The sequence below is a fragment of the Streptosporangium sp. NPDC004379 genome (assembly GCF_042873875.1).
In the GTDB taxonomy this organism is placed as follows: Bacteria; Actinomycetota; Actinomycetes; order Streptosporangiales; family Streptosporangiaceae; genus Streptosporangium.
In genome coordinates, this window is sequence record NZ_JBIAMC010000005.1 from 199,166 (window position 1) to 221,455 (window position 22,290).

Genomic DNA, 22,290 nt, shown 5'->3' on the forward strand with positions numbered 1-22,290 from the left:
CCTCACCCCATCTCTCGCGCTCCGTCCGGTGTCCGCGGGCCGCGCCGCGCGGCGGCCGTCCGCCGGAGGCGGCGGCCGGAAGGACAACATGACGATGTTCCGCCGAAGGACACGACTCCTCGCCCTCGCCCTGCCGGTCGCCGTCCTCCTGTCGGCCTGCGGAGGAGAGGGGGGCGAGGGAGGGGAGGGCGACGGCTCCGACCGGTCACTGACGGTCTGGACGGTCGAGGACGTCGCCGACCGGGTGGAGGCGCAGAAACGCATCCTCGCCGACTTCACCAAGGCCACCGGGGTTCCGGCCAAGCTGGTGCCGGTCGCCGAGGACCAGCTCACGAGCGTCCTGTCGTCGGCCGCCGCGGCCGACGACCTGCCCGACGTGATCGGCGCCCTCCCGCTGACGGCCGTCAACCGCCTGCTCACCGACGACCTGCTCGACACCGAGACCGCCGCCGCCGTCGTCGGCGACCTGGGGGAGGGCACCTTCACCGAGCAGGCCCTGAAACTGACCCGTGGCAAGGGCGCCCAGCTCGCCGTGCCCAGCGACGGATGGGCGCAGCTGCTCTTCTACCGCAAGGACCTCTTCGACAAGGCCGGTCTGGCCGCCCCGGACACCTACGACGCGATCAGCAAGGCCGCCCGGACGCTCGGCAGGGACGGCACGACGGGTATCGTCGCCGGCACCGCGCCCGGCGACTCCTTCACCCAGCAGAGCTTCGAGTCGCTGGCCCTGGCCAACGGCTGCGACCTGGTCGGCGCGAACGGCGACGTCGCCCTGGACAGCCCCGGCTGCGCCGAGGCGTTCGGGTTCTACTCCGGACTGCTCCGCGACCACTCGGTGCGCGGCAACCAGGACGCCGACACCACGAGGGCGTCCTACTTCTCCGGCAGGGCCGCGATGACGATCTGGTCGTCCTTCCTGCTCGACGAGCTGGCCGGGCTCCGCGACGACGCCCTGCCCTCCTGCCCGGAGTGCAAGGACGACAAGACCTTCCTGGCGAAGAACACCGGCGTCGTCAGCGCGCTGCGCGGCCCGAAGGGCACGGCCCCCGTCACCTTCGGCGAGATCGTCTCCTGGGCGGTCGTCAAGGGCGCCCCGAGCGCCGAGGCGCGGAAGTTCGTGGGATACATGATGGGCGACGGCTACGAGAAGTGGCTCGCCGTCTCCCCCGAGGGCAAGGTCCCGGTACGGCAGGGCACCGAGGACGACCCGCGGCGCTACCTGACCGCCTGGAAGGACATGAAGGCGGGCGTGGACCGCAAGGAGCCCCTCTCACGCTTCTACGGCGAGGACGTCCTGGAATCGGTGATGAAGAGCCCCGAGTCCTTCGCCCGCTGGGGCGTCTCCCAGGGACAGGGCGAACTCGCCGGGGCCGCCGCCGGCCAGTTCATCGTCCCCAGGGCGCTGGCCGACCTCATCGGCTCGGGCGGTGACCCGGCGAAGGCGGCCGGCGAGGCCGCCCGCAAGGTCAGGTCCCTCAAGGAAGAGATCGGCTCCTGACGCGCCCGGGAGGCGACCCCATGAGAAAGAACCGCCCGGAGGAACCGGCGGGCGGCCTCCGCAGGAGGGACGCGCGCACCGGGCTCCTGCTCATCTCCCCGACCCTCGTCATCGTGCTCGCGATCGTGGTCGTCCCGCTGCTGTGGTCGCTGCTCATCGCGTTCCAGCGGATGCGCCTGCTCAGCATCGGGCGGGTCGGGCTGTTCGAGAACCTCACCCTGGCCAACTTCCAGCGGGTCCTCACCTCCGAGGAGCTGGGGGAGGGCCTGGTGACCACGCTCGCCTACACCGCCGGGGCCACGGCGCTGTCCGTCTCACTGGGGCTGGCGGTGGCCCTGGCGCTCCGGCGGCCCTTCCGCGGCCGGGGACTCGTCAGGGCCGCCATGCTCCTGCCGTACATCGCCCCGGTGGTGGCGGTGACCTTCGTGTGGCGCGTCATGCTCAACCCCGAGTTCGGGATCGTCAACGCCGTGGGCACACGCCTGCTGGGGTGGGACGACCCGGTGGCGTTCCTGTCCCAGCCGACGGGCGAGCTGTCGCTCCTGGGTCTGCACCTCACGGTGCCGACCGCGCTGCTCACGCTGATCGCGTTCGAGGGGTGGCGGTACTTCCCCTTCGCGTTCCTGTTCCTGCTCGCCCGGCTGCAGGCGATGCCCCACAGCGTCGAGGAGGCCGCCACCGTGGACGGCGCCACCCCGCTGCAGTCGTTCCGCCACGTGATCCTCCCGCAGCTGATGCCCGTCATCGCGGTGCTGGTGGTGCTGCGCACCATCTGGACGTTCAACGAGTTCGACGACGTCTTCCTCCTCACCGGAGGCGGCGCCGGGACGGAGGTGGTCAGCGTGCGGGTCTACGAGCTGCTCACCGTGCAGCGCAACGTGGGCGCGGCCGCGGCCCAGTCCGTGGTCCTGGCCGCCGTGCTCGTCGTCCTCATCGGCGCCTACATGTGGCTGCTGCGGCGCCGCGGAGAGGAGTCACCGTGACGACCGCAGAGGAGAGCCGGGCGGCCGCCCCCGCCCGCCCGGCGCGCCGGCCCTGGAGCCGGGACCGCGTCGAGCGGACGGCACTGGGCGTCGCCCGCCCGGTGGTGATCGTCCTGGCGCTGGTCGCCACCCTGGTCCCGTTCGCCTACATGCTCGCGCTGTCGGTGCGGCCGATCAGCGACCTGCTGCGGGACCCGCTGGCGGTGTTCACCGCCCTCGGCGACCTCACGACGTCCACCTACCGGCAGGTGCTGGCCCCGGTGGACGCCGGAGGGCAGGGCTTCCTCGGCCTGCTGGGCAACAGCACCCTCGTCGCCGTCGGCTGCGTGCTGGCGACCCTCCTGGTCTCCATCCCCGGCGCGTACGCGGTGAGCCGGCTGCCGTTCTTCGGCCGCCGGAAGGTCGGCGTCCTGTTCCTGGCCGTCTACCTGTTCCCGAGCATCGTCGTGGCGATCCCGCTCTTCGTGCTCCTCACCCGCCTGCACCTGCGCGGCTCGCTGGCCGGCCTGGTGCTCGTCTACGTCGCCCAGACGGTGCCGGTGGCCGTCTACATGCTGCGCAACTACTTCGACGCGTTGCCCGAGAGCGTGGAGGAGGCGGGCCTGGTGGACGGCCTCGGCCGGCTCGGCGTCATCCGCCGGATCAGCCTGCCGCTGGCCATGCCCTCCGTCATCGCCACCGCCCTGTTCGTCTTCATGATCGCCTGGAACGAGTTCCTGTTCGCCCTGCTCTTCCTCGTCGACCGCCGGGAACGGTGGACCGTGTCGCTGGGGCTGTCCCAGCTGTCCGGCGGCGCGGAGGTCCCCACCACCACGCTCATGGCCGGATCGGTCATCATCACGGTGCCGGTGGTCCTGCTGTTCCTGTTCACCGAGCGGCTGCTCACCGAGGGACTGACCAGCGGCGCCGAGAAGGGCTGACCCGCCCCTTCCGCCGGGGCCACGGAGAGAGGCGGCCCCGGCGACCCGGAGGCGGTGGCCCGGCGGTCTGGTGGCCCGGTGAGGACGCCGGGCCCGGTCAGCTCCCGCCGAGGTCGCCCGCGCGGTGGTGCCGCCGGCACAGCACCCGGTAGCGGATCGGGGCGGCGTCGGTGTCGCCGATGACGACCTGCTCGCCGGTGTGGACCATCTTGTCGCCGACCACGCGGGCGTTCAGCAGGCCGGGACGCCCGCACCAGCACAGGACCTCGACCTGCAGACGGCTGATCTCGTCGGCCAGCTCGAACAGGCGCTGGGCGGCGGGGAACATCTGCGACCGGAAGTCCGAGGCCAGCCCGAAGGCGTAGACGTCGACGCCGTGGTGGTCGGCGAGGTCGGCGAGCTGCTCGATCTGGTCCACGGTGTAGAAGCACGCCTCGTCGCAAACGACGTAGTCGACGGGCTCGTGCCGCCGGACCAGAGCCATCAGGTCGAGGTCGTCCTCCACCTCGATGGCCTCGCTGTCGAGCCCGATCCGGCTGGTGACCTTCGGCCCGCCCGAGCGGTCGTGCTTGGTCAGCACGAGACCGCGCCTGCCCTGACGGCCGTGGTTGTAGTTCATCTGCAGGGCCAGGGTGGACTTGCCGCAGTCCATCGGGCCGAAGTAGAAGCGCAGCACCCCGTCCCGGGTTCTGGGGGGAACGGTCGAAAGCGCGGACGATTCGGTCACGGGCCGCCAGCCTAGTGGGTCGGGGCGGGGTGTTTGGGCGGACGGTGCGCTGGTAGGAATTAACAGGTCCTTTGCCGGTACGGCCGAGTCCGGCCGGATCCGGCACCATGTGAACAGAGAGGGAGATCCCCTTTTGACCTTGAGAGAGTGGGAGAGCCCGTGACGACCACGAAACCCTCCATGCCCCCCGTCGACGGCGTCGACAGGAACTCCACGGGCCGGAAACCCGCCGCGACCGCCCCTGCGCCTTCGGGCGCCGGTCCGGCCAGGGCCGCCGAGACCGGGGAGATCCCCGCGCTCACCGCGATGATGACCGAGGACGAGGTCGTCGCCGCCAAGGCCGAGGCGGCCCGCTGGCGCTACGGGTTCTACGTCGTCCTCACCGGACTGCTGGTCATCCTCGTCGCGTTCGTCGTGATCGCCCTGCGCGCCGGTGAGAGCGCCGCACCGTTCGCCGGCCTGGTCGGGGTGTCGGGCGCGATCATCGGCGCCTACTTCGGCGTCCAGGTCGGCCAGTCCGGCAAGGACCGGGCCGAGGCGGAGCTGCGCCGTACCAACGAGATGGCCATCCGGCTGGCCGCGAAGGTCCACGCGCACGACGCGGACGCGGTGATCGGCTCGATCATGAGCCCGCGCCGCCGCTGACCGCGCGTCGGTTCCGGGGGCGGGCCGCGACCCGCCCCTCGCGGACCTTCGCGTGAAGGGCCGCCCGGCGGGAGAGGTTCCCACCGGGCGGCCCTTTCGCCGCTTCCGGGCGTCTTCCGGCGCCGCTCACCCCTGCCCCGCGCCTGCCGGGGCCGCCCGCCGTCTTCCGGGCCCCTCGCCCCTTCCCGGCCCTGCCGCCTTCCGGCGGGTCAGCCTCGCGGCTGCGGCACGATCGGGCCCTCGCTCGCCTGGACCAGGACGAACCCCTGCCCCTGGAAGGCGAGCTGTACGGCCTCGCCGCTCCCGCGCCCGATGAGCGCCGCCGCCTTGAAGGTGCGGTTGATCCCCACGCCCAGCCCGGCGCTCCAGCACACCGCCGACTGGCTGTCGGCGAACGTCGGCCCCCAGGAGGTGTCGAGCAGCGCCGGCGTGCCGTGCGCGGTGACCGCGACCCAGCCGGTGCCGGTGAGCGTCGTGTTGAACAGGCCCCCGGCCGCGATGCCCGCGCCCTGCACCCGGTGGATGTCCCAGGAGAGCTGCGGGTCGAAGGCCAGCAGGTTCGTCCCGTTGACGGTGATCGCGTCGTTCTCCAGGTAGAACAGGTGCACGTCCTGGGCGTTGTCGGCGAGGAAGAGCATGCCCTGCCCGCGGACCCGCATCAGCGGCGCGCCCTCGCCGGTGACCATCTTCTTCAGCAGCTTGCCGACCCCGCCGCCCTCGTAGTCGAAGTCCATCTTCCCCTGGAAGGCCACCATCGACCCCTGGCGCGCGAGCACCTCACCGTTGAGCTGGACCCGCAGCATCTTGGCGTTCTGCAGGACGAAGTGGCCGGGGACCTGGTCCTGGTCCAGGTTGCCGAAGAACGAGCTGCGCACGGGCGATGCCTTCCGCGTCGGGGATGCGTCGGAGACGACGGTCACCTGTTCAGCGATCGCGACGGCCCTGGAGTTCCCGCCGGTCTCCGGGAAGCCACCGCCCGGCGAAGATCCGCCGTCACGCACACGCGCGGCTCCTGCCCGAGCCCGTGGGGCTTCTGGTCTCCCGCCGTGACCAATACTGTGGCGCTCATGGGCGAAGGCGAACCATCCCTGCGGCTGACGGACGTCATGACCACGCTGGACACGGCGCTCACGGCCCTGAGGGCCACAGGCGCCGATCTCGATTACCGGGTGGGCGGCACCGGCGCCGCTCTCCTGCAGGGCGTCCGTCTCCCAGCAGGGGACATCGATCTCCTGGTGGCCCGGCGGGAGGACGTGGACACGTTCGCCACGGCCCTCTCATCGTTCCCATGCCTCTACCCGGCCGCCTGGATTCCGGAGTCTTCCCAGTACTTCACCAGATACGAGATCGACGGGGTGACGACGGAGATCAGCACCGTCGAGCGGCGGACCGACTCGGACGGGCTGGAATGCGTCGGTCCCGGCCCATGGCGGCACTACGTCGTGATCCCGTGCGGCTCTCACCGCGTCCCCGCGGTCCGTCTGGAGCTCCGGCTGGCCACGGAGCTCCTACGGGATCGGCCCGATCGCTACGAACCTCTCCTCGACCACATGGGCTCCCACGGATTCGATCCTGATCTCCTGCGGACGGCGATGAACGCGTGCCGCCTTCCAGCGGAACGCCGACGACTGGCCCAAGATCGCCTCACACGCTTCTCTGCCGGCCTCGAATCGTGAAGCGGCGAATGGAAAGAAGCCGGTTCGATCAAGGCCTGAAGTCGTAGGCTCGTGGTCATGGGGGCCGGACACGCCGATGAGGAGCTTCGTCGTCTGGTGGACCGGGTTTCGCCGGCCCAGGCGCGTCGCCTTCTGCCTTCGGTGAAGGCAGATCCCGAACCGCCTGAGCCGGTTCGACGTCGTCTGTCGATCGCCGGGATCGGCTCATCCGGAGAAGGTGATCTGTCGGAACGGGTCGAAGACCTGCTGATGGAGCGGTTCAATCGATCGGGATGACCGCCACGCTCCCGGACACCGGCCCCATCTCAAGGCATGAAAGTTCCCGCCGGTGGAGAAACAGCTGGGATCGAAGGCCGGGCTCGTCATCGCCGTGGTCGTCGACGAAGGTCCGCCCGTGGGTTCCCCGCCGGTTCGCCGAAGAGTGCCCAACCGCTCCGGGTCGCTTCGGCATTCTCCGCCGATTCGCCGGGACCGCCGTACTGGGTAGACACGGGAGCATGCGCAGCGTCCGTATCGGGGTCGACACCGGCGGCACGTTCACCGACGTGGTCGCGGTGGACGAGCGGACCGGGGAGATCACCACCGTCAAGACCCCCTCCACGCCCGCCGACCCGGCGGACGGGTTCATGGAGGGGGTGCGCAAGGTCCTCGCCGCGGCCGGAGCCGAGGCCGAAGCTGAGACAGGAGCCGAGGTCGGGGCCGCGATCGGGACCGGGAACGAGGACGGGGTCGGGAGCGAGGACGGGGTCGGGAGCGGGGCCGAGGGCCGGGCCGACGGGTTGGAGGGCGTGACGGCGGTCGTGCACGGCACGACCGTCGCCACCAACCAGCTCCTGGAGGACCGCGTCTCCGGCCTCGGGTTCGTCACCACCGAGGGGTTCGAGTTCATCCTGGAGATCGCCCGGCAGAGCGTCCCGGACGGCTACGGCAACTCCTACTTCTGGGTGAAACCGCCGAGGATCGTCCCGGTGCACCGGGTCAGGACCGTCGGAGGGCGCCTGGACCACACCGGCGCCGAGGTCCGGCCGTTCGACGACGAGGAGGCCGTGGCGGCGGCCAGGTGGTTCCGGGAGCGGGGGATCACCGCGATCGGCGTGTGCTTCCTGCACTCCTACGCGAATCCCGCGCACGAGCTGCGCATGCGCGAGATCCTGGCGCGGGAGCACCCCGAGGCGGTCGTCTCGATCTCCAGCGACGTGCTGCGTGAGTACCGCGAGTACGAGCGGTCCGTCACGACCCTGGTGGACGCCGCGGTCAAGCCGACCGTGCGCCGCTACATCGCCGGGCTCGCCGAACGGCTCGGCATGCCGTTCTCGGTCATGAAGAGCAACGGCGGCGTGCTGTCGGCGGCCGAGGTCGTCCACCGGCCCGTCACCACGGTGCTCTCCGGCCCGGCGGCGGGCGCGCTCGGCGCCGCGCTGATCGCCTCCACCGCCGGGCACCCGTCGGTGATCACCCTGGACGGCGGCGGCACCTCCACCGACGTCGCGGTGGTGATCGAGGGCGAGCCGTCGCTGACCACGGAGGGCTCCGTCGGCCGGTACCCGTGCAAGATCCCGATGATCGACATCGTGACCGTCGGCGCGGGCGGGGGCTCCGTCGCGTGGATCTCACCCGAGGGCACGCTCAAGGCCGGGCCCCGGTCGGCCGGGGCCGACCCCGGGCCGCTCTGCTACGGCCGCGGCGGCACCGACGTCACCGTCACCGACGCGCACGTCTTCCTCGGCCGGGTCCCGCCGTACCTGCTGGGCGGGGAGATCCCGCTCGACGCCGGCGCCGCGCGGCGGGGCGTCGAGGAGCTGGCGGGCAAGCTGGGGCTGAGCGCCGAGCGGACCGCCGCCGGCATCCTGGAGATCAGCGCCTTCAACCAGTCCAACGCGATCCGCCGGATCACCGTCGGGCGGGGCCTGGACGTGCGCGACTTCCCCATGGTGGCGTTCGGCGGCTCGGGCCCGCTGCTCGCGTGCCGCCTGATCGACATCCTCGGACTGCCGTCGGTGCTGGTGCCGCCCGACCCGGGCAACGTGTCGGCGTTCGGCCTGCTCACCGTGGACGTCAAGGACGACTACGTGCGCACCTTCGTGACCCGGGACCTCTCCCTCGCCGACGCCGCCGACGTCTTCGGTGAGCTGGAGGAACGGGCCGCCGAGGCCCTGACCCGCGAGGGCTTCCCCGCCGACCGGCACGTCTACGCCCGCAGCGCCGACCTGCGCTACTACGGCCAGGCGTACGAGGTGCGGGTGCCCGTACCGGCCGGGCCGCCGGACGAGGCGTGGCGGGCCGAGGTGCTGGCCCGCTTCCACGAGGCCCACCGGCGGCTGTACGGGTACGGCTACCCCGGCGACCCCCGCCACGGCGTCGAATGGGTCAGCCTCCGCGTCTCCGGCATCGGCCCGATCACCCGCCCGGCCATCCGGCGCAGGCCGTACGGCGCCGCGGAACCTCCGCCGCCGGCGGCGGTCCGGGAGGTCTTCTACGACGGGTGGGCGCGGGTGCCGATCCACCGTCGCGCCGCGCTGGCCCCCGGGACGACCGTCCGCGGCCCGGCCGTCATCGAGGAGTACGGCTCCACGCTGCCGCTGCACCCGGGTTTCACGGCGCGGATGGACGAGTACGGGAACCTGGAGGTGCGCCGTGGACCCTGAGCGACCGATGAGCGGGGGCGGGGTCGGCGCGGAGAGTGGAGTGGTCCGCGAGGGACGAGCGGCCCGCGGCGCGGGCGAGGAGTGGTGAGCGACCGATGAGCGCGGCCGATCCGGTGCTGGTGGAGATCGTCGAGGGCACGCTCGCCTCGGTGGAGCGGGAGGTCGAGACCGCCATCGCCCGTACCGCCCGCTCGCCGATGATCCGTGACGCCCACGACTTCCGCGCGGGCATCCACGACGTACGGCTGCGCAAACTCACCGGCAGGTCGTACTCGGCGCTGGTCCAGCCCGTGGTCCGCGACTTCCCGGTCGCGGAGATGAACCCCGGCGACGTGTTCTTCCACAACGACGTCTACCTGTCCGAGGGCGGCATCGGCCACCTGCCCGACCTGTGCGTGACGGTCCCGGTCTTCCACGACGGCGCCGTGGTGGCCTTCGTGCAGGCGTTCGGGCACCACGACGACATCGGCGGGGCGGTCCCGGGGTCGATGCCCTCGCACGCGCGCAGCGTGTTCGAGGAGGGCCTCATGGTCCCGCCGATCAGGCTGTGGGACCGGGGCGTGCCCAACCGGGCCGCGCTGACCATCATGACCCGCAACTCCCGCATGCCCGACTCGCTGGCCGGCGATCTGGACGCCGAGTGCTCGGCCTGCCTGATGGGCGCCCGGCGGCTGGCGGAGCTGTTCGCCCGCTACGGGCGCGAGGCGGTCGAGGCGTGCTTCGACGCGATCATCGCGAACACCACCGAGACGTTCCGCAGGGAGCTGCTGGCGAAGATCCCCGAGGGGGTCCACGTCTGGGAGGACTACGCCGAGCACGACGGCGTCGACCCGCCCCGGCTGCACGCCCAGCGGATCACCCTCACCGTCGACCACTCCGCCGCCGTGCCGCTGGTCATCGACTTCACCGGCACCTCACCGCAGGCGAAGGGGCCGATCAACCACGCCGGCGACTACGCCGACGGGGTGTTCCTGAAGAAGTGGCTCGCGCCGATCCTGCGCAACCTCGCCGACACCCCCGAGCGGATGGCCGGGCTGGACGTCAACGAGGGCGTCGTCCCGCTGATCGGGATGCGCTTCCCGGAGAAGGGCACGCTGCTCACCCCGATCTTCCCCGCCCCCACCAACGCCCGCACGTTCGTGATCCTGCGGCTGCTCGGCGTGCTGGCCGGGGTGCTGGCCAAGGCGACCGGCGGGCGGATGCCGGCCGACCAGGAGACCATCCGCTACACCGGCGTCCACGGGACCGGCGCGGACGGCGCGCCGTACCTGATGCGGGAGGTCCTCGGCGGTGGCTCGGGCGGCCGGTGGTACGCCGACGGCGAGGACACCATCCACGTCGTGCCCGACTCGCGGAACATCCCGGTGGAGTTCGCCGAGTCCCGCTGGCCGCTGCGGGTGGAGCGGCTGGGCCTGGCGCGCGACTCCGGCGGCCCCGGCCTGCACCGGGGCGGCCTCGGCTACGACAAGCACATCCGGTTGCTGCGCGACGCCTCGTTCATGTCCATCGCCGACCGGTCGATCCTGTCGTGCTGGGGGGTGAACGGCGGGCGGGCCGGGCGGCCGTTCTCCGTGGAGATCGAGGGCCGGGCGATGGAGGGCCTGGTGGACGACGCCCCGGTCCGCGCGGGCGAGGTCATCCGGGTGCGCACCACCGGGGGCGGCGGCTGGGGCTGCCCGCTGGACCGTGACCCGGAGGCGGTGGCCGCAGACGTCCGCGACGGCAAGGTCTCGCCGGAGAGCGCCCGCGACGACTACGGGGTGATCCTGCGCCTCCCCGGCGGGTCCGGCGCCGCCGGCACCCCGGACGACCTGTTCGGCTCGGGCGGCCCGTACGGCTCACCCGGCGCGGGTGGCGCGGGTGGCGCGGACGGCACGGATGGCCCGGGCCCCGTGGACGCGCCGGCGGTCGACGCCGAGGCCACCGCCCGCCGCCGAGCCGAGCTCCGCGCCCTGCTCCCCGGAACCGCCCCCTTCTTCGACCGCGGCCCCGGCTTCCCGTCACTGTCCGGCGGCCTGCCGCACGCCGACGTGGACTTCGGGTGACGGCTCCGGGCGATCAGGGTGCCTGCGCGGGGCGGTTCAGCCGCGGTGGCGGAGGATGCGCATGACGGCGAGGGCGCCGAAGGCGAGGGCGGCGGTGAGCAGGATGGCCGTCTCTGTCCACTGGAAGCGCCAGAACCGGTCCACGGGGTGGTGGTAGACCGCCCGGCGGTAGCCTCCGGCGGCCAGGCAATCCTCCCTGAGGATCTGGGCCCGCTCGGAGCGGACGTCCACCCCCGCCGGGGGTGGGCAGGCGGCGGGCGGCGGAGCGGCGATCTCCCTGCCCGAGGGGGCCACCCAGGACTCCTCGACCAGCAGGTCGCCGCGTTCGTAGAGCGCCGTCCGCTCGGCGGTGACGGTCCGCACCGGCTCGGCGTAGGCGTCCCTGGAGAAGAAGACGGCCGGGATGGCGACGGCGATCACCGCAACCGTCACGGCCATCGCCGCGAGGGTGCGGCGCACGAGCGCCCCGGCGGCGGTGCCCAGCATGAAGGCGAACAGCCACCACGCGGCCGGGACGACTCCGATCACGGTGAACGTCCCCGCCTGCAGCTTCCGCTCGCCGACGGCGTCCTCGAACACCGTCAGCCACAGACTGATCATCACCGACACGGTGAGCGCGGCGGCCACGACGATCCCGCCGAGCGTCGTCAGCTTGACGGCCAGCCACCGCCGGACCGGCACCGACTGGGTCCAGGCGAGGGCGTTGGTGCCGCGCTCGAACTCCGCGGCGAGCACCGGCGCGCCCCAGAACGCCCCGACCAGCCCGGCGCCGAGGAAGGGGAGCAGCCCGAAGACCAGGTAGACGGGGTTGTAGTACTCCTCGTAGAGGACCGAGTTGACGCTCCGGCACGCGACGCCGGAGCCGGGGCAGCCGGGCGGCGCGTGCCCGGCGATGTAGGCGGAGGCACGCAGGCCGGAGACGAGCAGCAGGATTCCCAGGGCGAGCAGCAGCCCGCCCGTCACCAGGATCTGCGCGCGGTGCTGCCGCCAGGTCAGCCAGAACAAGGGGGGTTCCTCTCGAAGGGACTCGAGGTCAGGGCGTGGGGGACAGGGCGGGACGGGGGAGCGCCGCGGCGTCGGGGGCGCGCAAGTAGGCCAGGACCATCTCCTCCAGCGTCACGGGGCGGGCGCTCCAGCGCGGGTCGGCCGGCGGCGCGGCGTCGCGGACGAGCAGGGTGGCCTGCCGCCCGGTGCCGCCCCGGGAGACCGTCGGCAGCCGGGCGGCGAGCGCGCCGGCGGTGTCGGACGGCCCGGTCAGCAGGCTGTGCCGGGCCATCAGGTCGTCGATGTCGCCGCTGACCTGGACCCGGCCCCCGTTGACCACGACCAGCCAGTCGCAGACGCCCTCCAGTTCGGAGACGACGTGCGAGGACAGCAGGACCGTCAGCCCGGTCTCGGCCACCGCGCCCATCAGGCCGCGGGTCACGTCGTCGCGGGCCAGCGGGTCCAGGTCGGCCAGCGGCTCGTCCAGCACCAGCAGGTCGGGGCGCTTGGCCAGCGCGACGGTCAGCGCCACCTGGGTCCGCTGGCCACCGGAGAGCCGGCCGACCCTGCGGTCGAGCGGGATGCCCAGCTCGGCCAGCCGCCGCCGGGCCGCCGCGTCGTCCCAGCGGCGGGGGTTGAGCCCGCGCCCGAACCGCAGCATCTCCGACACCCGGAACCCGGGGTAGAGCGGCTTGTTCTGGGCCACGAACGCCATCCTCTCCCCGTTCTCGCGGGCCGGGCGGCCGAAGACGCGCACCTGCCCCGTGGTCGGGGTGAGCAGGCCCACGGCGAGCCGCAGGAGGGTGGTCTTGCCCGCGCCGTTCGGCCCGACCAGGGCGGCGACCCGGCCGGCCGGGACCGCCACCGAGCAGTCGCGCAGCGCCCAGGTGCGCCGGTGGCGCATGCCCAGGCCGGTGGTCTCCAGCGCGTTCATACGGTCTCCTCCCGGAAGAAGACGGTCTCCCGCCGAATCTCCCGCCGGGTCTCCTGACGAAGGGAGGCGCTCTCCGGCGGGTTCATGCGGTCTCCTGCCGGAAGGAGTCGGTCAGGACCGAGGCGATGAGCGCCTCCAGGTCCTCCAGCGTCAGACCGGCCTGGCGGCCGTCGCGCACCCAGCGGACCAGTTCGGTGCGCAGCCGGGCGCGGTCGTCCATGGAGGTCTGGCCCAGCGACCGCTGCACGAACGTGCCGAGGCCCGGCCGCCCGGCGACCAGGCCCTCCCGTTCCAGCTCGCGGTACGCCTTGAGCACGGTGTTGGGGTTGATCGCGAGCTGGGCCACGACCTCCTTGGCGGTGGGCAGCCGGTCGCCGGGCCGCAGGACGCCGAGGCGGAGGGCGTGCCGTACCTGCTGGACGAGCTGGAGGTAGGTCGCCACCCCCGACCCCCGGTCGAGGCGGAATTCGATCACGCCGCCACCTTTCACTAATGGATTAGGGGAATAGTGGAGACCTTCCCGGCGCGTGTCAAGCCACGCCTTCGCCCTTGCGGTCTCTTACAACGGGTTCGACACGCTTTGACGTCATCCTGTGATCTCCCATTGACGGGGAGATCGTCCTGGGTTCTGCTTCGGTTGGACATTTGTGATCGTCGCCGGGCCAGGGACGATCCGGGAGACGGGATGGGACGCGCATGCGCCTTCGATCGGTGGCGGCGAGCCTCGCGCTGGCCGCGGCGTCCTTGACGATCACGGCCGTTCCCGCCCCCGCGGAGACCGGCCCCGTCCCGGCGAAGGCCGCCGCCCGGTCCGTCACGAAGACCGTCTCGGAGGCCGCCGCGGCGTCCGTCTCGGAGTCGGCCTCGGAGACCGCCGCGAGGGCCCCGGCGAGGACCCTTCCGCAGATCACCGCGCGGACCCTCCCGGAGTCCGTCGCGAAGTCCCTCTCCGAGACCGCCGCGCGGTCTCTTTCGAAGGCCGTCGCGAAGTCCCTCTCGAAGACCGCCGCGCACGCCGAGCCCGTCCGGCCCGCGACGCCCGCCCCGGGAACCGCCGGATGCGATCCCGTCGCCGGCGTCGAATGCCTGCTGCCGTTCCCCAACGACTGGTTCACCACCCGGGCACGCACCCGTACCGGCCTGCGGGTGAACCTCGCGGCCGAGGCCATGCCGCGCAACGCGGCGGGCGTCCCCGTCGATCCGGCGCAGTGGAACGCCGCCGACGGCTTCTCACCCGGGTCCATGCTGCTGGCCCACGCCCCCGGGATCGACCTGGGCAGGACCGGCGCCGCGCCGGTCACCGACATCGGGTGGTCGCTGCGCCGCGACGCCCCCGTCGTGATCGTGGACACCCGCACCGGGGAGCGCTGGCCGTACTGGGCGGAGCTGGACGCCAACGCCGCCGACCCCGCCCGGCGGGCGCTGATCGTGCGGCCGGCGCGCAACTTCCGGGAGGGGCACCGCTACGCCGTCGCCCTGCGCAGGCTCAAGGACGCCGACGGGCGCGACCTCCCGGCGCCGGAGACCTTCGCCCGGCTCCTCGGCGACGATCTGCCGGCGCGGGACCCGCTCGCCGCCCGGCAGCGGGCGCTGCGCCGTACGGTCGAGGATCTCGGGCGGGCCGGGGTGGACGCCGGGGACCTCTACCTGGCCTGGGACTTCACCGTCGCCAGCGAGCAGGGCATCGCCGGGCCGGTGCTCGCCATGCGCGACCGGACGCTGCGCTCGCTGCGCGGCCGCTCGCCGGAGTTCACGGTCGGCTCCGTCACCGACCTCACGCCCGAGCAGGACCCGGGCATCGCCCGCGAGGTCACCGGAGAGATCTCCGTCCCCAACTACCTCGACAGGCCCGGCGGCCCGCCCGGGTCGAGCCTCAACCGGGGCCCAGACGGGCTGCCCCGCCCGCTCGGCGACACGCTGAAGGCGCAGTACCAGTGTGAGATCCCGCGCTCGGCGTTCCGGCGGCCCGCCAGAGCCGCCCTGTACGGCCACGGCCTGCTGGGCCGGGCCACCGAGGTGCGCGCGGCCAACGTGCGGGCGATGGCCGCCGAGCACGGCTTCGTCTTCTGTGCGACCAAGTGGATCGGCATGGCGGAGGAGGACGTCCAGCACGTGGCGGGCGTTTTCTCCGATCTCTCCCGGTTCGGCACGGTCACCGACCGCCTCCAGCAGAGCCTGCTGGATTTCGTCCTCCTCGGCCGGGCGATGACCGCCGGGGACGGCTTCGCGGGCCACGACGCCTTCCAGGACGGGCACGGCAGGGCGCTGATCGACCGGCGGGCCGGTCTCGCCTACGACGGCAACAGCCAGGGGGCCATCGCGGGCGGCGCGCTGGTCGCCGTCTCGCCCGACGTGCGCAACGCCGTGCTGGGAGTGCCGGGGATGAACTACAGCACGCTGCTCAACCGCAGCGTCGACTTCCAGCCGTTCCAGCGGCTCATGGACGCCTCCTACCCCGACAAGCTCACCCAGCAGGTCTGCTTCGCGCTGATGCAGATGCTGTGGGACCGGGCCGAGACGAACGGCTACGCCCAGCACCTGACCGACGACCCGCTGCCCGGTTCGCCCCGCCACCGCGTGCTGCTGCACGCCGCCTTCGGCGACCACCAGGTCTCCACGGTGACCGCCGAGGTGGAGGCCCGCACGATCGGGGCCCGGATCCACCGGCCCGCGCTCGCCGCGGACCGCAGCCCGGACGTGGTGCCGTTCTGGGGGCTGCGGGCGCTGCCCCGCGAGCCGTACGAGGGGTCGGCGCTGGTGGTCTGGGACAGCGGCACGCCCGTCCCGCCGACGGTCAACGTCCCCCCGCTCGGCCCGCAGTACGGTCACGATCCGCACGAGGATCCGCGCAACGACGTCCGCGCGCGGGTGCAGAAGGCCCACTTCCTGCGGGACGGCCTGGTGGTCGACGTCTGCGGCGACGCCCCCTGCACGACCGCGCCGGCCCGGGACTGAGCCGATGGTCAGCCGGGGGAGTCCTCGCCGGCCGGGTCCAGCAGGACGAACTCACCCGGCACGGCGGCGCCGTCGATGAGGAGGTCGGCCCGCTCGCGGGTGCCGTCGGCGGTGAACCACTCCTGCTCGGACCGCGTCCACTGCTTCCACTGCGGCGCGAACCCGGCGCCGTCCCGGGCGAGGGCGCGCGCCAGCCGCAGGTCGCCGGGCGCCTCCACCCAGACGGTGAGGGCGGCCGGGGTGGTGCGCCGGGCCGTGCTCACCCCCTCCAGGAGCAGCACCGGCGCGACCGGCACCGCCACCCAGTCGGCGTAGGTCTCCCGGACCCAGTCGTAGCGGCGGTACCCGCCCGGCTCGCCGGCGGCCAGGGGGGTGAGCACCCCCTCCTCCACGTGCCGGAACCACGCCACCGGCGGTTCGTTCCACGGCACCGGGAAGTCGTCGCTGTGGACCACCTGGGCGTTCAGGGTCCGTGCCAGCCGTCCGGCGAAGGTCGTCTTGCCGGACCCTCCGGGCCCGTCCACCGCGACGACGCGGACCGGGCCGCACGACGGCGGCAGTTCCAGAACCGTCCGGGCGAGATTCTCGAAGGAGATGACATCCACCTTTCCATTAGAAACCACCGGAAAGCCGGGGAAAAACCTGCGGATCCCCAGAGAGGCCGCGGTTTCTGACAACATTTTTCACTTCTGTCATGGTTTAGTGGGAAGCCGCGGCGATCCGGGGTACGGAGCGGCCCCGCCGATGGCGGAGAATGATTTCCCCGCCTCGGTTCGACTAGGCTCGACCACCACCGACGGAGGTTGATCTTGCACGGAGCCCTCGGCGACATCGTCGTCCTCGACCTGTCGCGCGCGCTCGCGGGGCCGCACGCCGCGCAGATGCTCGGCGACCTGGGCGCCCAGGTGATCAAGGTCGAGCACCCCGGCGGCGGCGACGAGTCACGAGGCTGGGGTCCGCCGTTCGTCGGCCCGGACGCCGACGTCTCCACCTACTTCCTCGCCGCGAACCGCAACAAACGCTCGGTCACCGCCGACCTCAAGACACCCGAGGGCAGAGCCCTCGTCGAACGCCTGGTACGGCGGAGCGACGTGCTGGTCGAGAACTTCCGCACCGGGGTCCTGGACCGCCTGGGCTTCCCCGTGACGCGGCTGCACGAGCTCAACCCCCGCCTGGTCATCCTGTCGATCACCGGGTTCGGCCACGACGGCCCCGAGGGCGGCCGCCCCGGATATGACCAGATCGCCCAGGGCGAGGCCGGGCTGATGAGCGTCACCGGCCCGCCCGGCGAGCCGTACCGGGTCGGCTCTCCCATCGCCGACCTGCTGGCCGGCATCCACGGCGCCTACGGCGTGGCCGCCGCCCTCTACGAGCGGGAGCGGACCGGGCGCGGCAAGGTCGTGCGCACCTCCCTGCTGGCCTCGGTGACCGCCGTGCACGCCTACCACGGCACCGCCTGGACCGTCGCGGGCGAGGTCCCCGCGGGCGTCGGCAACCACCACCCCTCCATCGCCCCCTACGGCGCGTTCCGCTGCGCCGACGGCATGATCCAGATCGCCGCGGGCAATGACGCGCAGTGGCGGAAGGCGGCCGCGCTGCTGGGCCTCGACCCCGCCGCCCCCCGGTACGCGACGAACCGCGACAGGTGCGAGCACCGCGACGAGCTCGTCGCCGACATCGAGCGGGCACTGGCCGCGCACGATCGCGCCCACTGGCTGGCCGCACTCGACGCGGCCGGCGTGTCCGCCGGGGCGATCAGGTCCATCGACGAGGTCTACGCCTGGGAGCAGACCCGCTCGCAGGGCCTCCTCGTCGAGGTGGACCACCCCGTGCTCGGCGCCATCGAACTGCCCGGCCCGCCGTTGCGCTTCGACGGCGAGCCGCCCGCCCGGCACACCGCCCCGCCGACACTGGGCCAGCACAACGACGAGGTCCTCGCGTGGCTGGAGGACCGTGAAGGCTGACGCCCTCCTCCCGGCCCGGACCGGGGGAATCCGATGAGCCCGAACCGTCCCGACGTCCGCACCATGATCGGCATCGTCCTCGACCCGGGGACGTGGCGGTCCTGGGACGCCCCGCCCGCCGAACCGGCCGGGCACGGGTCCGACTACGCCGAGGAACTGGCCGCGGCCCGCGCCCGGAGCGGATACGACGAGTCGGTCGTCACCGGCGAGGGACTGCTGGACGGCCGCCGGGTCGCGGTCGTCGCCTGCGAGTTCTCCTTCCTCGCCGGGTCGATCGGGGTGGCCGCGGCCGAGCGGCTCACCGCCGCCGTCGAGCGGGCCACCGCCGAGCGGCTCCCGCTGCTGGCCGCGCCCGCCTCCGGCGGCACCCGCATGCAGGAGGGCGCGCTGGCCTTCACCCAGATGGTGAAGATCACCGCCGCGGTCGCCGCGCACCGCGCCGCGGGCCTGCCGTACATCGTCTACCTGCGCCACCCCACCACCGGCGGGGTCTTCGCCTCCTGGGGATCGCTCGGGCACGTCACCGCGGCGGAGCCGGGCGCGCTCATCGGCTTCCTGGGGCCCCGGGTGTTCGAGTCGCTGCACGGCTACCCGTTCCCCGAGGGCGTCCAGGTCGCCGAGAACCTCTTCGCCCACGGCCTGATCGACGCGGTCGTCTCCGCGGAGGACGTCCGGAAGGTCGCCATCGGCGTGCTGGCGGTGCTGTGCGCGCCGCGCGAGGTGCGGGTCAAGGAGCCCGAGGCGGACGAGCCCGTCCAGCCGGTCGAGGCGTGGGATTCGGTCATCCGCTCCCGCCGCGACGACCGCCCCGGGGTGCGGGCCCTGCTGCGCCACGGCGCCTCCGACGTCACCCCGCTCAACGGCACCGGCGAGGGGGAGAACGACCCCGGCCTGCTCATCGCCCTGGCCCGCTTCGGCGAGGCCCCCGCCGTCGTGCTCGGCCAGGACCGCGAGCGGGGGCGGTCGGGGGCCCAGCTCGGCCCGGCCGGGCTGCGGGTCGCCCGCCGCGGCATGCGCCTGGCCTCGGAGCTGGGACTGCCGCTGGTCACCGTGGTCGACACCTCCGGGGCGGCGCTGTCGAAGGCCGCCGAGGAGGGCGGCCTCGCCGCCGAGATCGCCCGGTCGCTGGCCGACCTGGTGACGCTCGACGCCCCGACCGTCTGCCTTCTGCTCGGCGAGGGGGCCGGGGGCGCCGCCCTCTCGCTGCTCCCGGCCGACCGGGTGCTGTGCGCCCAGCACGCCTGGCTGTCCCCGCTGCCCCCAGAGGGCGCCTCGGCGCTGCTGTACCGCAGCGTGGACTTCGCCCCCGAGATCGCCGCCGCCCAGGGTGTGAAGTCCACCGACCTGCGGCGCGACGGCATCGTGGACCGGGTCATCCCCGAGCTCCCCGACGCCGCCTACGAGCCGGAGGCGTTCTGCCGCCGCCTGTCCGCCGCCCTCGAACACGAGATCGCCGGCCTGCTGGCCGCCCCGCCCGCCGACCGCCTCACCGCCCGCCTGGCCCGCTACCGGCGGCTCGGGGTGGGCTGAGGAGGCTCCGTCTCCCTGGGAGCCCCGGAGATCTCGGGGGCGGGCTCCGGGCGGATCGGGGTGACGGCCGGCACCGCATGCCGCCAGACCTCGGCCCCCGCCGCGTCGTAGCCGACGACCTCGAAGCCCTCCAAGTAGGGGTCGGAGCGCCGGTAGGCGCCGGAGAACAGGGCGACGCCGCCGCCCCACGGGTCGGCGACCGCGTCGGCGCCGGCCGACGTGCCGTCCCGGAAGACCAGCGCGACCCGGGCGGTTCCGGCGCGGGCGACGCCGTACCAGAGGCCGTCGGACAACCCCAGGCCGACCGGTGCCTTCCCGCCCGGGGGACCGGCCAGGGGATACCTGGACCCGATGAGGTCCATCCCCGTGACCTCGCCGCCGCGCCACCAGACGACGGTCCGGTCGGCGTCGTCGGCGTACAGGCGCGCGGTGAGGCCGCCGGGCATGCCGGCGGCGGGCCCGATGGGCCGCCCCGCGACCTCGGGGGGCAGCATGGGGGCGTCCTGCCTGATCCGCTGCACGACCCTGCCGTCACCGTCGAGGAACTCGATGCGCGTCACCTCGGTGCCGGCCGGGAAGGACAGGGTCCATACGGCCAGCGGCGCGCCGCCGGGCCGGTGGATGACACCGGGGATCCGGGCGCCGTCCCCGGTGACACCCTCGACCCGCGTCACGGCAGGGCGGGCGGCGCCGTAGGTCAGCTCGGCCGGCCGGCGCGGCCAGCGCGAGTGGAAGCGGTCCAGCTGCCAGGCGCTCTCCCGCTCGTGACCCTCCGGAGGCACCTTCGAGCAACCGCTCGACGCCCCACCGGACGCCTGCTGGACGATGTCGCAGAACCGGTAGCCGCCCGGGGCGGCCCCTCCGGCGAACCACATGATCACCGGCCTGTCCTCCACCGGATCGCCGACCGTCATCGGTTCGCCGACCGGCGGGTTCTCGGCGACGGCCCGCCGGTAGAGGTCCTGTCCCCCGGCGGCTCCGATGGCGACGCTCACCCCGGGACCGGAGCCCGCGTTCAGGAACACCGCCACGGCGGTCACCGCGGCCGCGGCGGCGGCCACCGGGACCAGGACGAGCCTGCGGCGCAGTGGCCTGCGAGCGGTCCTGCGGGCGCGGGAGACGGTCTTCGCGTAGGCGTCGGGGGCGGTGCCGTAGGTTCCGGCGCGGGCGTCGAGTGCGGCGCGCAGCCGCTCCTCCAGATCGTTCATGATTCCTCCCCGAGAGCCCTGCCGAGGGCGGCCAGCCCCCGGCTGGTGTGCGTCTTGACGGAACCGGGGGAGACGCCCATGGCGTCGGCGATCTCCCGTTCCGAGAGGTCCAGCCAGTAGCGCAGGACGACGGCCTCGCGCTGGCGGCGGGGGAGCCGGTCGACGGCGGCGAGGAGCTCCCGGTGCCGTTCGGCGACCAGGGCGAGGTGCTCCCCGCTGTGCGCGTCCGGCGGCGGCTCGGGGCGGCGCAGCCGTGCCAGCCGCAGGTGACGCAGCCGGTTGCGGGTCAGGTTGCAGACGGTGGACCGGACATAGGCGACGGCCGCGCCGTCGTCGCGCAGCCGGGCCCGCCGCGCGTGGAGGCGGGCGAACGCCTCCTGGGCGATGTCCTCGGGGTCGTCGGCGCCGAGCAGCCCGGCCAGGCGCACCATCGACGGATGGTGCGCCGCGAACAACTCGGCGAACGAGGGCGGCGTCCCGGACGAGACGCCTGGGATGTCGGAAACGTCGATCACGGTAGCGAGACACCCGGAGGGCCCGCCGGTTGACAGGACCCCACCGGGAAAAGACCACCGGGGCCGGGTCATGCCGGGAGCCGGGGCCGAGGTGTCAGGACCGGCCGGGAGAAGCCGCCGGGGCCGGGCTGGGCCGGCCCCGGGTCACTCCTGGGCCTCGGGTCACTCCTCGGCGGCGGGGAGGGTGAGGGGGATGGGGACGCGCTCCACACGGACGGAGAAGACCTCCTCGCGCGGCACGACGACCTCGTAGGCGCCGTGGTCGACCATCCAGTAGCCCAGCGCCTCGGCCTTGAGGCCGCTGTGGCCGGTGTAGGCGATGTGCAGGCTCTCCTCGCCGTTCTCCTCGGAGACGTCGAGGATGAGGCACGGCTCGCCGCCGAACGAGCCCACCGTGCGGACCAGCGTCAGCCGTTCGAGGTCCTCGCGCTCCACCACGGCCCGCCAGTACCCGGAGGCGGGCTCGAAGCCCTCCAGGGCCTCCTCGTCGAACAGGGTGACCTCCGAGGCGCCCGGGCCGAGGGCCGCGACGTGGGTCCGCCCGCCGTAGTGGGCGACGAAACCCGACGCCACCGGCTCGATCTCGTCGCTCATGCCGCCGGCCGCCAGGTCAGGCCGTCGTAGACGCCGAACGGGCGCTCGCCGCCGGAGGTCACGTGGACGATCTCCGCTCCGGCCGGGATCGGCGCGGGCAAGGTGTGGAACTGCGGTATGCCGTGCTCGCGCGAGGTCGTGAAGCCGTTCCCGGTGAACGGCGGTGCATCGTTCCAGTCACCGCCCATGTGCGGGCCGTACGGCACGACGTAGTCGTCGATGTCGCGGGCGAACCAGCGCATGAGGTAGATCTCCGGGGTCGTGGCGGTCAGCTCCGAGCCCTCGAATCCCAGGTCGAGACCCGTGAAGAGCTGGGCGGGGGTGGTCAGGCGGGCGCAGTCCTGCACCCGGTAGACGTATCCCGAGATGACGGTCCGCCTGCCTGACAGGTAGGGCACGAGCAGCCGAGGCGGGATGACCTTCTGCATCTGCGTTCTGCGCCCAGGTGGATCACTCACGGTCGCATT

At 73.3% G+C, this 22,290-nt stretch carries 21 protein-coding genes; 11 read left to right on the forward strand and 10 right to left on the reverse strand.

Annotated features, from left to right (window positions below; all coding sequences use genetic code 11):
* The first annotated feature begins 88 nt into the window (after positions 1 to 88).
* The 3 genes from ACFYSC_RS13135 to ACFYSC_RS13145 are packed head-to-tail and all read left to right on the forward strand — an operon-like array spanning position 89 to position 3,401.
* A complete protein-coding gene (locus tag ACFYSC_RS13135; protein WP_389960626.1) occupies positions 89 to 1,498 on the forward strand; it encodes an ABC transporter substrate-binding protein in 1,410 nt (469 codons plus the stop codon).
* A 20-nt stretch (positions 1,499 to 1,518) separates the two neighbouring features.
* Complete coding sequence (locus tag ACFYSC_RS13140; protein ID WP_389960628.1) at positions 1,519 to 2,481, forward strand: carbohydrate ABC transporter permease; 963 nt, start codon at positions 1,519 to 1,521, stop codon at positions 2,479 to 2,481.
* Positions 2,478 to 3,401, forward strand: coding sequence for a carbohydrate ABC transporter permease (locus tag ACFYSC_RS13145; protein WP_389960630.1), 924 nt, complete (start codon positions 2,478 to 2,480; stop codon positions 3,399 to 3,401). The genes ACFYSC_RS13140 and ACFYSC_RS13145 overlap by 4 nt, the downstream gene beginning before the upstream one ends.
* Before the next feature lie 97 nt (positions 3,402 to 3,498).
* Here ACFYSC_RS13145 and ACFYSC_RS13150 read toward each other — a convergent pair whose 3' ends face one another.
* Positions 3,499 to 4,128, reverse strand: coding sequence for a thymidine kinase (locus ACFYSC_RS13150; RefSeq protein WP_389960632.1), 630 nt, complete (start codon positions 4,126 to 4,128; stop codon positions 3,499 to 3,501).
* 159 nt (positions 4,129 to 4,287) lie between these two features.
* Here ACFYSC_RS13150 and ACFYSC_RS13155 point away from each other — a divergent pair, with 159 nt between their 5' ends.
* Complete coding sequence (locus ACFYSC_RS13155; RefSeq protein ID WP_389960634.1) at positions 4,288 to 4,773, forward strand: hypothetical protein; 486 nt, start codon at positions 4,288 to 4,290, stop codon at positions 4,771 to 4,773.
* Positions 4,774 to 4,982: 209 nt separating this feature from the next.
* Here ACFYSC_RS13155 and ACFYSC_RS13160 read toward each other — a convergent pair whose 3' ends face one another.
* Positions 4,983 to 5,648 carry an AIM24 family protein gene (locus ACFYSC_RS13160; RefSeq protein WP_389960636.1) on the reverse strand — a complete coding sequence of 222 codons (666 nt, stop codon included), beginning with the start codon at positions 5,646 to 5,648 and terminating at the stop codon, positions 4,983 to 4,985.
* 231 nt (positions 5,649 to 5,879) lie between these two features.
* Here ACFYSC_RS13160 and ACFYSC_RS13165 point away from each other — a divergent pair, with 231 nt between their 5' ends.
* From ACFYSC_RS13165 to ACFYSC_RS13180, 4 genes are all read left to right on the forward strand, one after another.
* The gene (locus ACFYSC_RS13165; protein ID WP_389960638.1) at positions 5,880 to 6,449 is read left to right on the forward strand and encodes a hypothetical protein; all 570 of its coding nucleotides are present in this window, start codon (positions 5,880 to 5,882) and stop codon (positions 6,447 to 6,449) included.
* A 57-nt stretch (positions 6,450 to 6,506) separates the two neighbouring features.
* Positions 6,507 to 6,725, forward strand: a complete 219-nt coding sequence (locus ACFYSC_RS13170) for a hypothetical protein (RefSeq protein ID WP_389960640.1) — start codon at positions 6,507 to 6,509, stop codon at positions 6,723 to 6,725.
* A gap of 221 nt (positions 6,726 to 6,946) precedes the next feature.
* Positions 6,947 to 9,094 carry a hydantoinase/oxoprolinase family protein gene (locus ACFYSC_RS13175; RefSeq protein ID WP_389960642.1) on the forward strand — a complete coding sequence of 716 codons (2,148 nt, stop codon included), beginning with the start codon at positions 6,947 to 6,949 and terminating at the stop codon, positions 9,092 to 9,094.
* Positions 9,095 to 9,189: 95 nt separating this feature from the next.
* Positions 9,190 to 11,139: a hydantoinase B/oxoprolinase family protein gene (locus ACFYSC_RS13180; protein WP_389960644.1), complete on the forward strand. Its 1,950-nt coding sequence runs from the start codon at positions 9,190 to 9,192 to the stop codon at positions 11,137 to 11,139.
* Positions 11,140 to 11,175: 36 nt separating this feature from the next.
* On the opposite strand, the gene ACFYSC_RS13185 is transcribed toward ACFYSC_RS13180, so the two are convergent.
* The 3 genes from ACFYSC_RS13185 to ACFYSC_RS13195 all read right to left on the reverse strand — a co-directional run bounded on the left by ACFYSC_RS13185 (position 11,176) and on the right by ACFYSC_RS13195 (position 13,532).
* The gene (locus ACFYSC_RS13185) at positions 11,176 to 12,144 is read right to left on the reverse strand and encodes a hypothetical protein (protein WP_389960646.1); all 969 of its coding nucleotides are present in this window, start codon (positions 12,142 to 12,144) and stop codon (positions 11,176 to 11,178) included.
* 28 nt (positions 12,145 to 12,172) lie between these two features.
* The gene (locus tag ACFYSC_RS13190; protein WP_389960648.1) at positions 12,173 to 13,057 is read right to left on the reverse strand and encodes an ABC transporter ATP-binding protein; all 885 of its coding nucleotides are present in this window, start codon (positions 13,055 to 13,057) and stop codon (positions 12,173 to 12,175) included.
* Positions 13,058 to 13,139: 82 nt separating this feature from the next.
* Positions 13,140 to 13,532 (reverse strand): GntR family transcriptional regulator, encoded by a 393-nt coding sequence (locus ACFYSC_RS13195; RefSeq protein WP_389960650.1) that lies wholly within the window; start codon positions 13,530 to 13,532, stop codon positions 13,140 to 13,142.
* Between the two features lie 221 nt (positions 13,533 to 13,753).
* Here ACFYSC_RS13195 and ACFYSC_RS13200 point away from each other — a divergent pair, with 221 nt between their 5' ends.
* A complete protein-coding gene (locus ACFYSC_RS13200; protein ID WP_389960652.1) occupies positions 13,754 to 16,012 on the forward strand; it encodes a hypothetical protein in 2,259 nt (752 codons plus the stop codon).
* An 8-nt stretch (positions 16,013 to 16,020) separates the two neighbouring features.
* Here ACFYSC_RS13200 and ACFYSC_RS13205 read toward each other — a convergent pair whose 3' ends face one another.
* On the reverse strand, positions 16,021 to 16,617 hold the full coding sequence (locus tag ACFYSC_RS13205; protein ID WP_389960654.1) for a uridine kinase: 597 nt from the start codon (positions 16,615 to 16,617) through the stop codon (positions 16,021 to 16,023).
* A gap of 204 nt (positions 16,618 to 16,821) precedes the next feature.
* Here ACFYSC_RS13205 and ACFYSC_RS13210 point away from each other — a divergent pair, with 204 nt between their 5' ends.
* The gene (locus tag ACFYSC_RS13210; RefSeq protein ID WP_362929637.1) at positions 16,822 to 17,976 is read left to right on the forward strand and encodes a CoA transferase; all 1,155 of its coding nucleotides are present in this window, start codon (positions 16,822 to 16,824) and stop codon (positions 17,974 to 17,976) included.
* Positions 17,977 to 18,009: 33 nt separating this feature from the next.
* Positions 18,010 to 19,506 carry a carboxyl transferase domain-containing protein gene (locus ACFYSC_RS13215; RefSeq protein WP_389960657.1) on the forward strand — a complete coding sequence of 499 codons (1,497 nt, stop codon included), beginning with the start codon at positions 18,010 to 18,012 and terminating at the stop codon, positions 19,504 to 19,506.
* Here ACFYSC_RS13215 and ACFYSC_RS13220 read toward each other — a convergent pair.
* From ACFYSC_RS13220 to ACFYSC_RS13235, 4 genes are all read right to left on the reverse strand, one after another.
* A complete protein-coding gene (locus ACFYSC_RS13220) occupies positions 19,482 to 20,714 on the reverse strand; it encodes a hypothetical protein (protein ID WP_389960659.1) in 1,233 nt (410 codons plus the stop codon). The two genes, ACFYSC_RS13215 and ACFYSC_RS13220, sit on opposite strands and share 25 nt — an antisense overlap.
* Positions 20,711 to 21,229 (reverse strand): SigE family RNA polymerase sigma factor, encoded by a 519-nt coding sequence (locus tag ACFYSC_RS13225; protein WP_389960661.1) that lies wholly within the window; start codon positions 21,227 to 21,229, stop codon positions 20,711 to 20,713. The genes ACFYSC_RS13220 and ACFYSC_RS13225 overlap by 4 nt, the downstream gene beginning before the upstream one ends.
* A gap of 162 nt (positions 21,230 to 21,391) precedes the next feature.
* Positions 21,392 to 21,823, reverse strand: a complete 432-nt coding sequence (locus ACFYSC_RS13230; protein ID WP_389960663.1) for a hypothetical protein — start codon at positions 21,821 to 21,823, stop codon at positions 21,392 to 21,394.
* Positions 21,820 to 22,281, reverse strand: a complete 462-nt coding sequence (locus tag ACFYSC_RS13235) for a hypothetical protein (RefSeq protein WP_389960665.1) — start codon at positions 22,279 to 22,281, stop codon at positions 21,820 to 21,822. The genes ACFYSC_RS13230 and ACFYSC_RS13235 overlap by 4 nt, the downstream gene beginning before the upstream one ends.
* Positions 22,282 to 22,290: the final 9 nt, after the last annotated feature.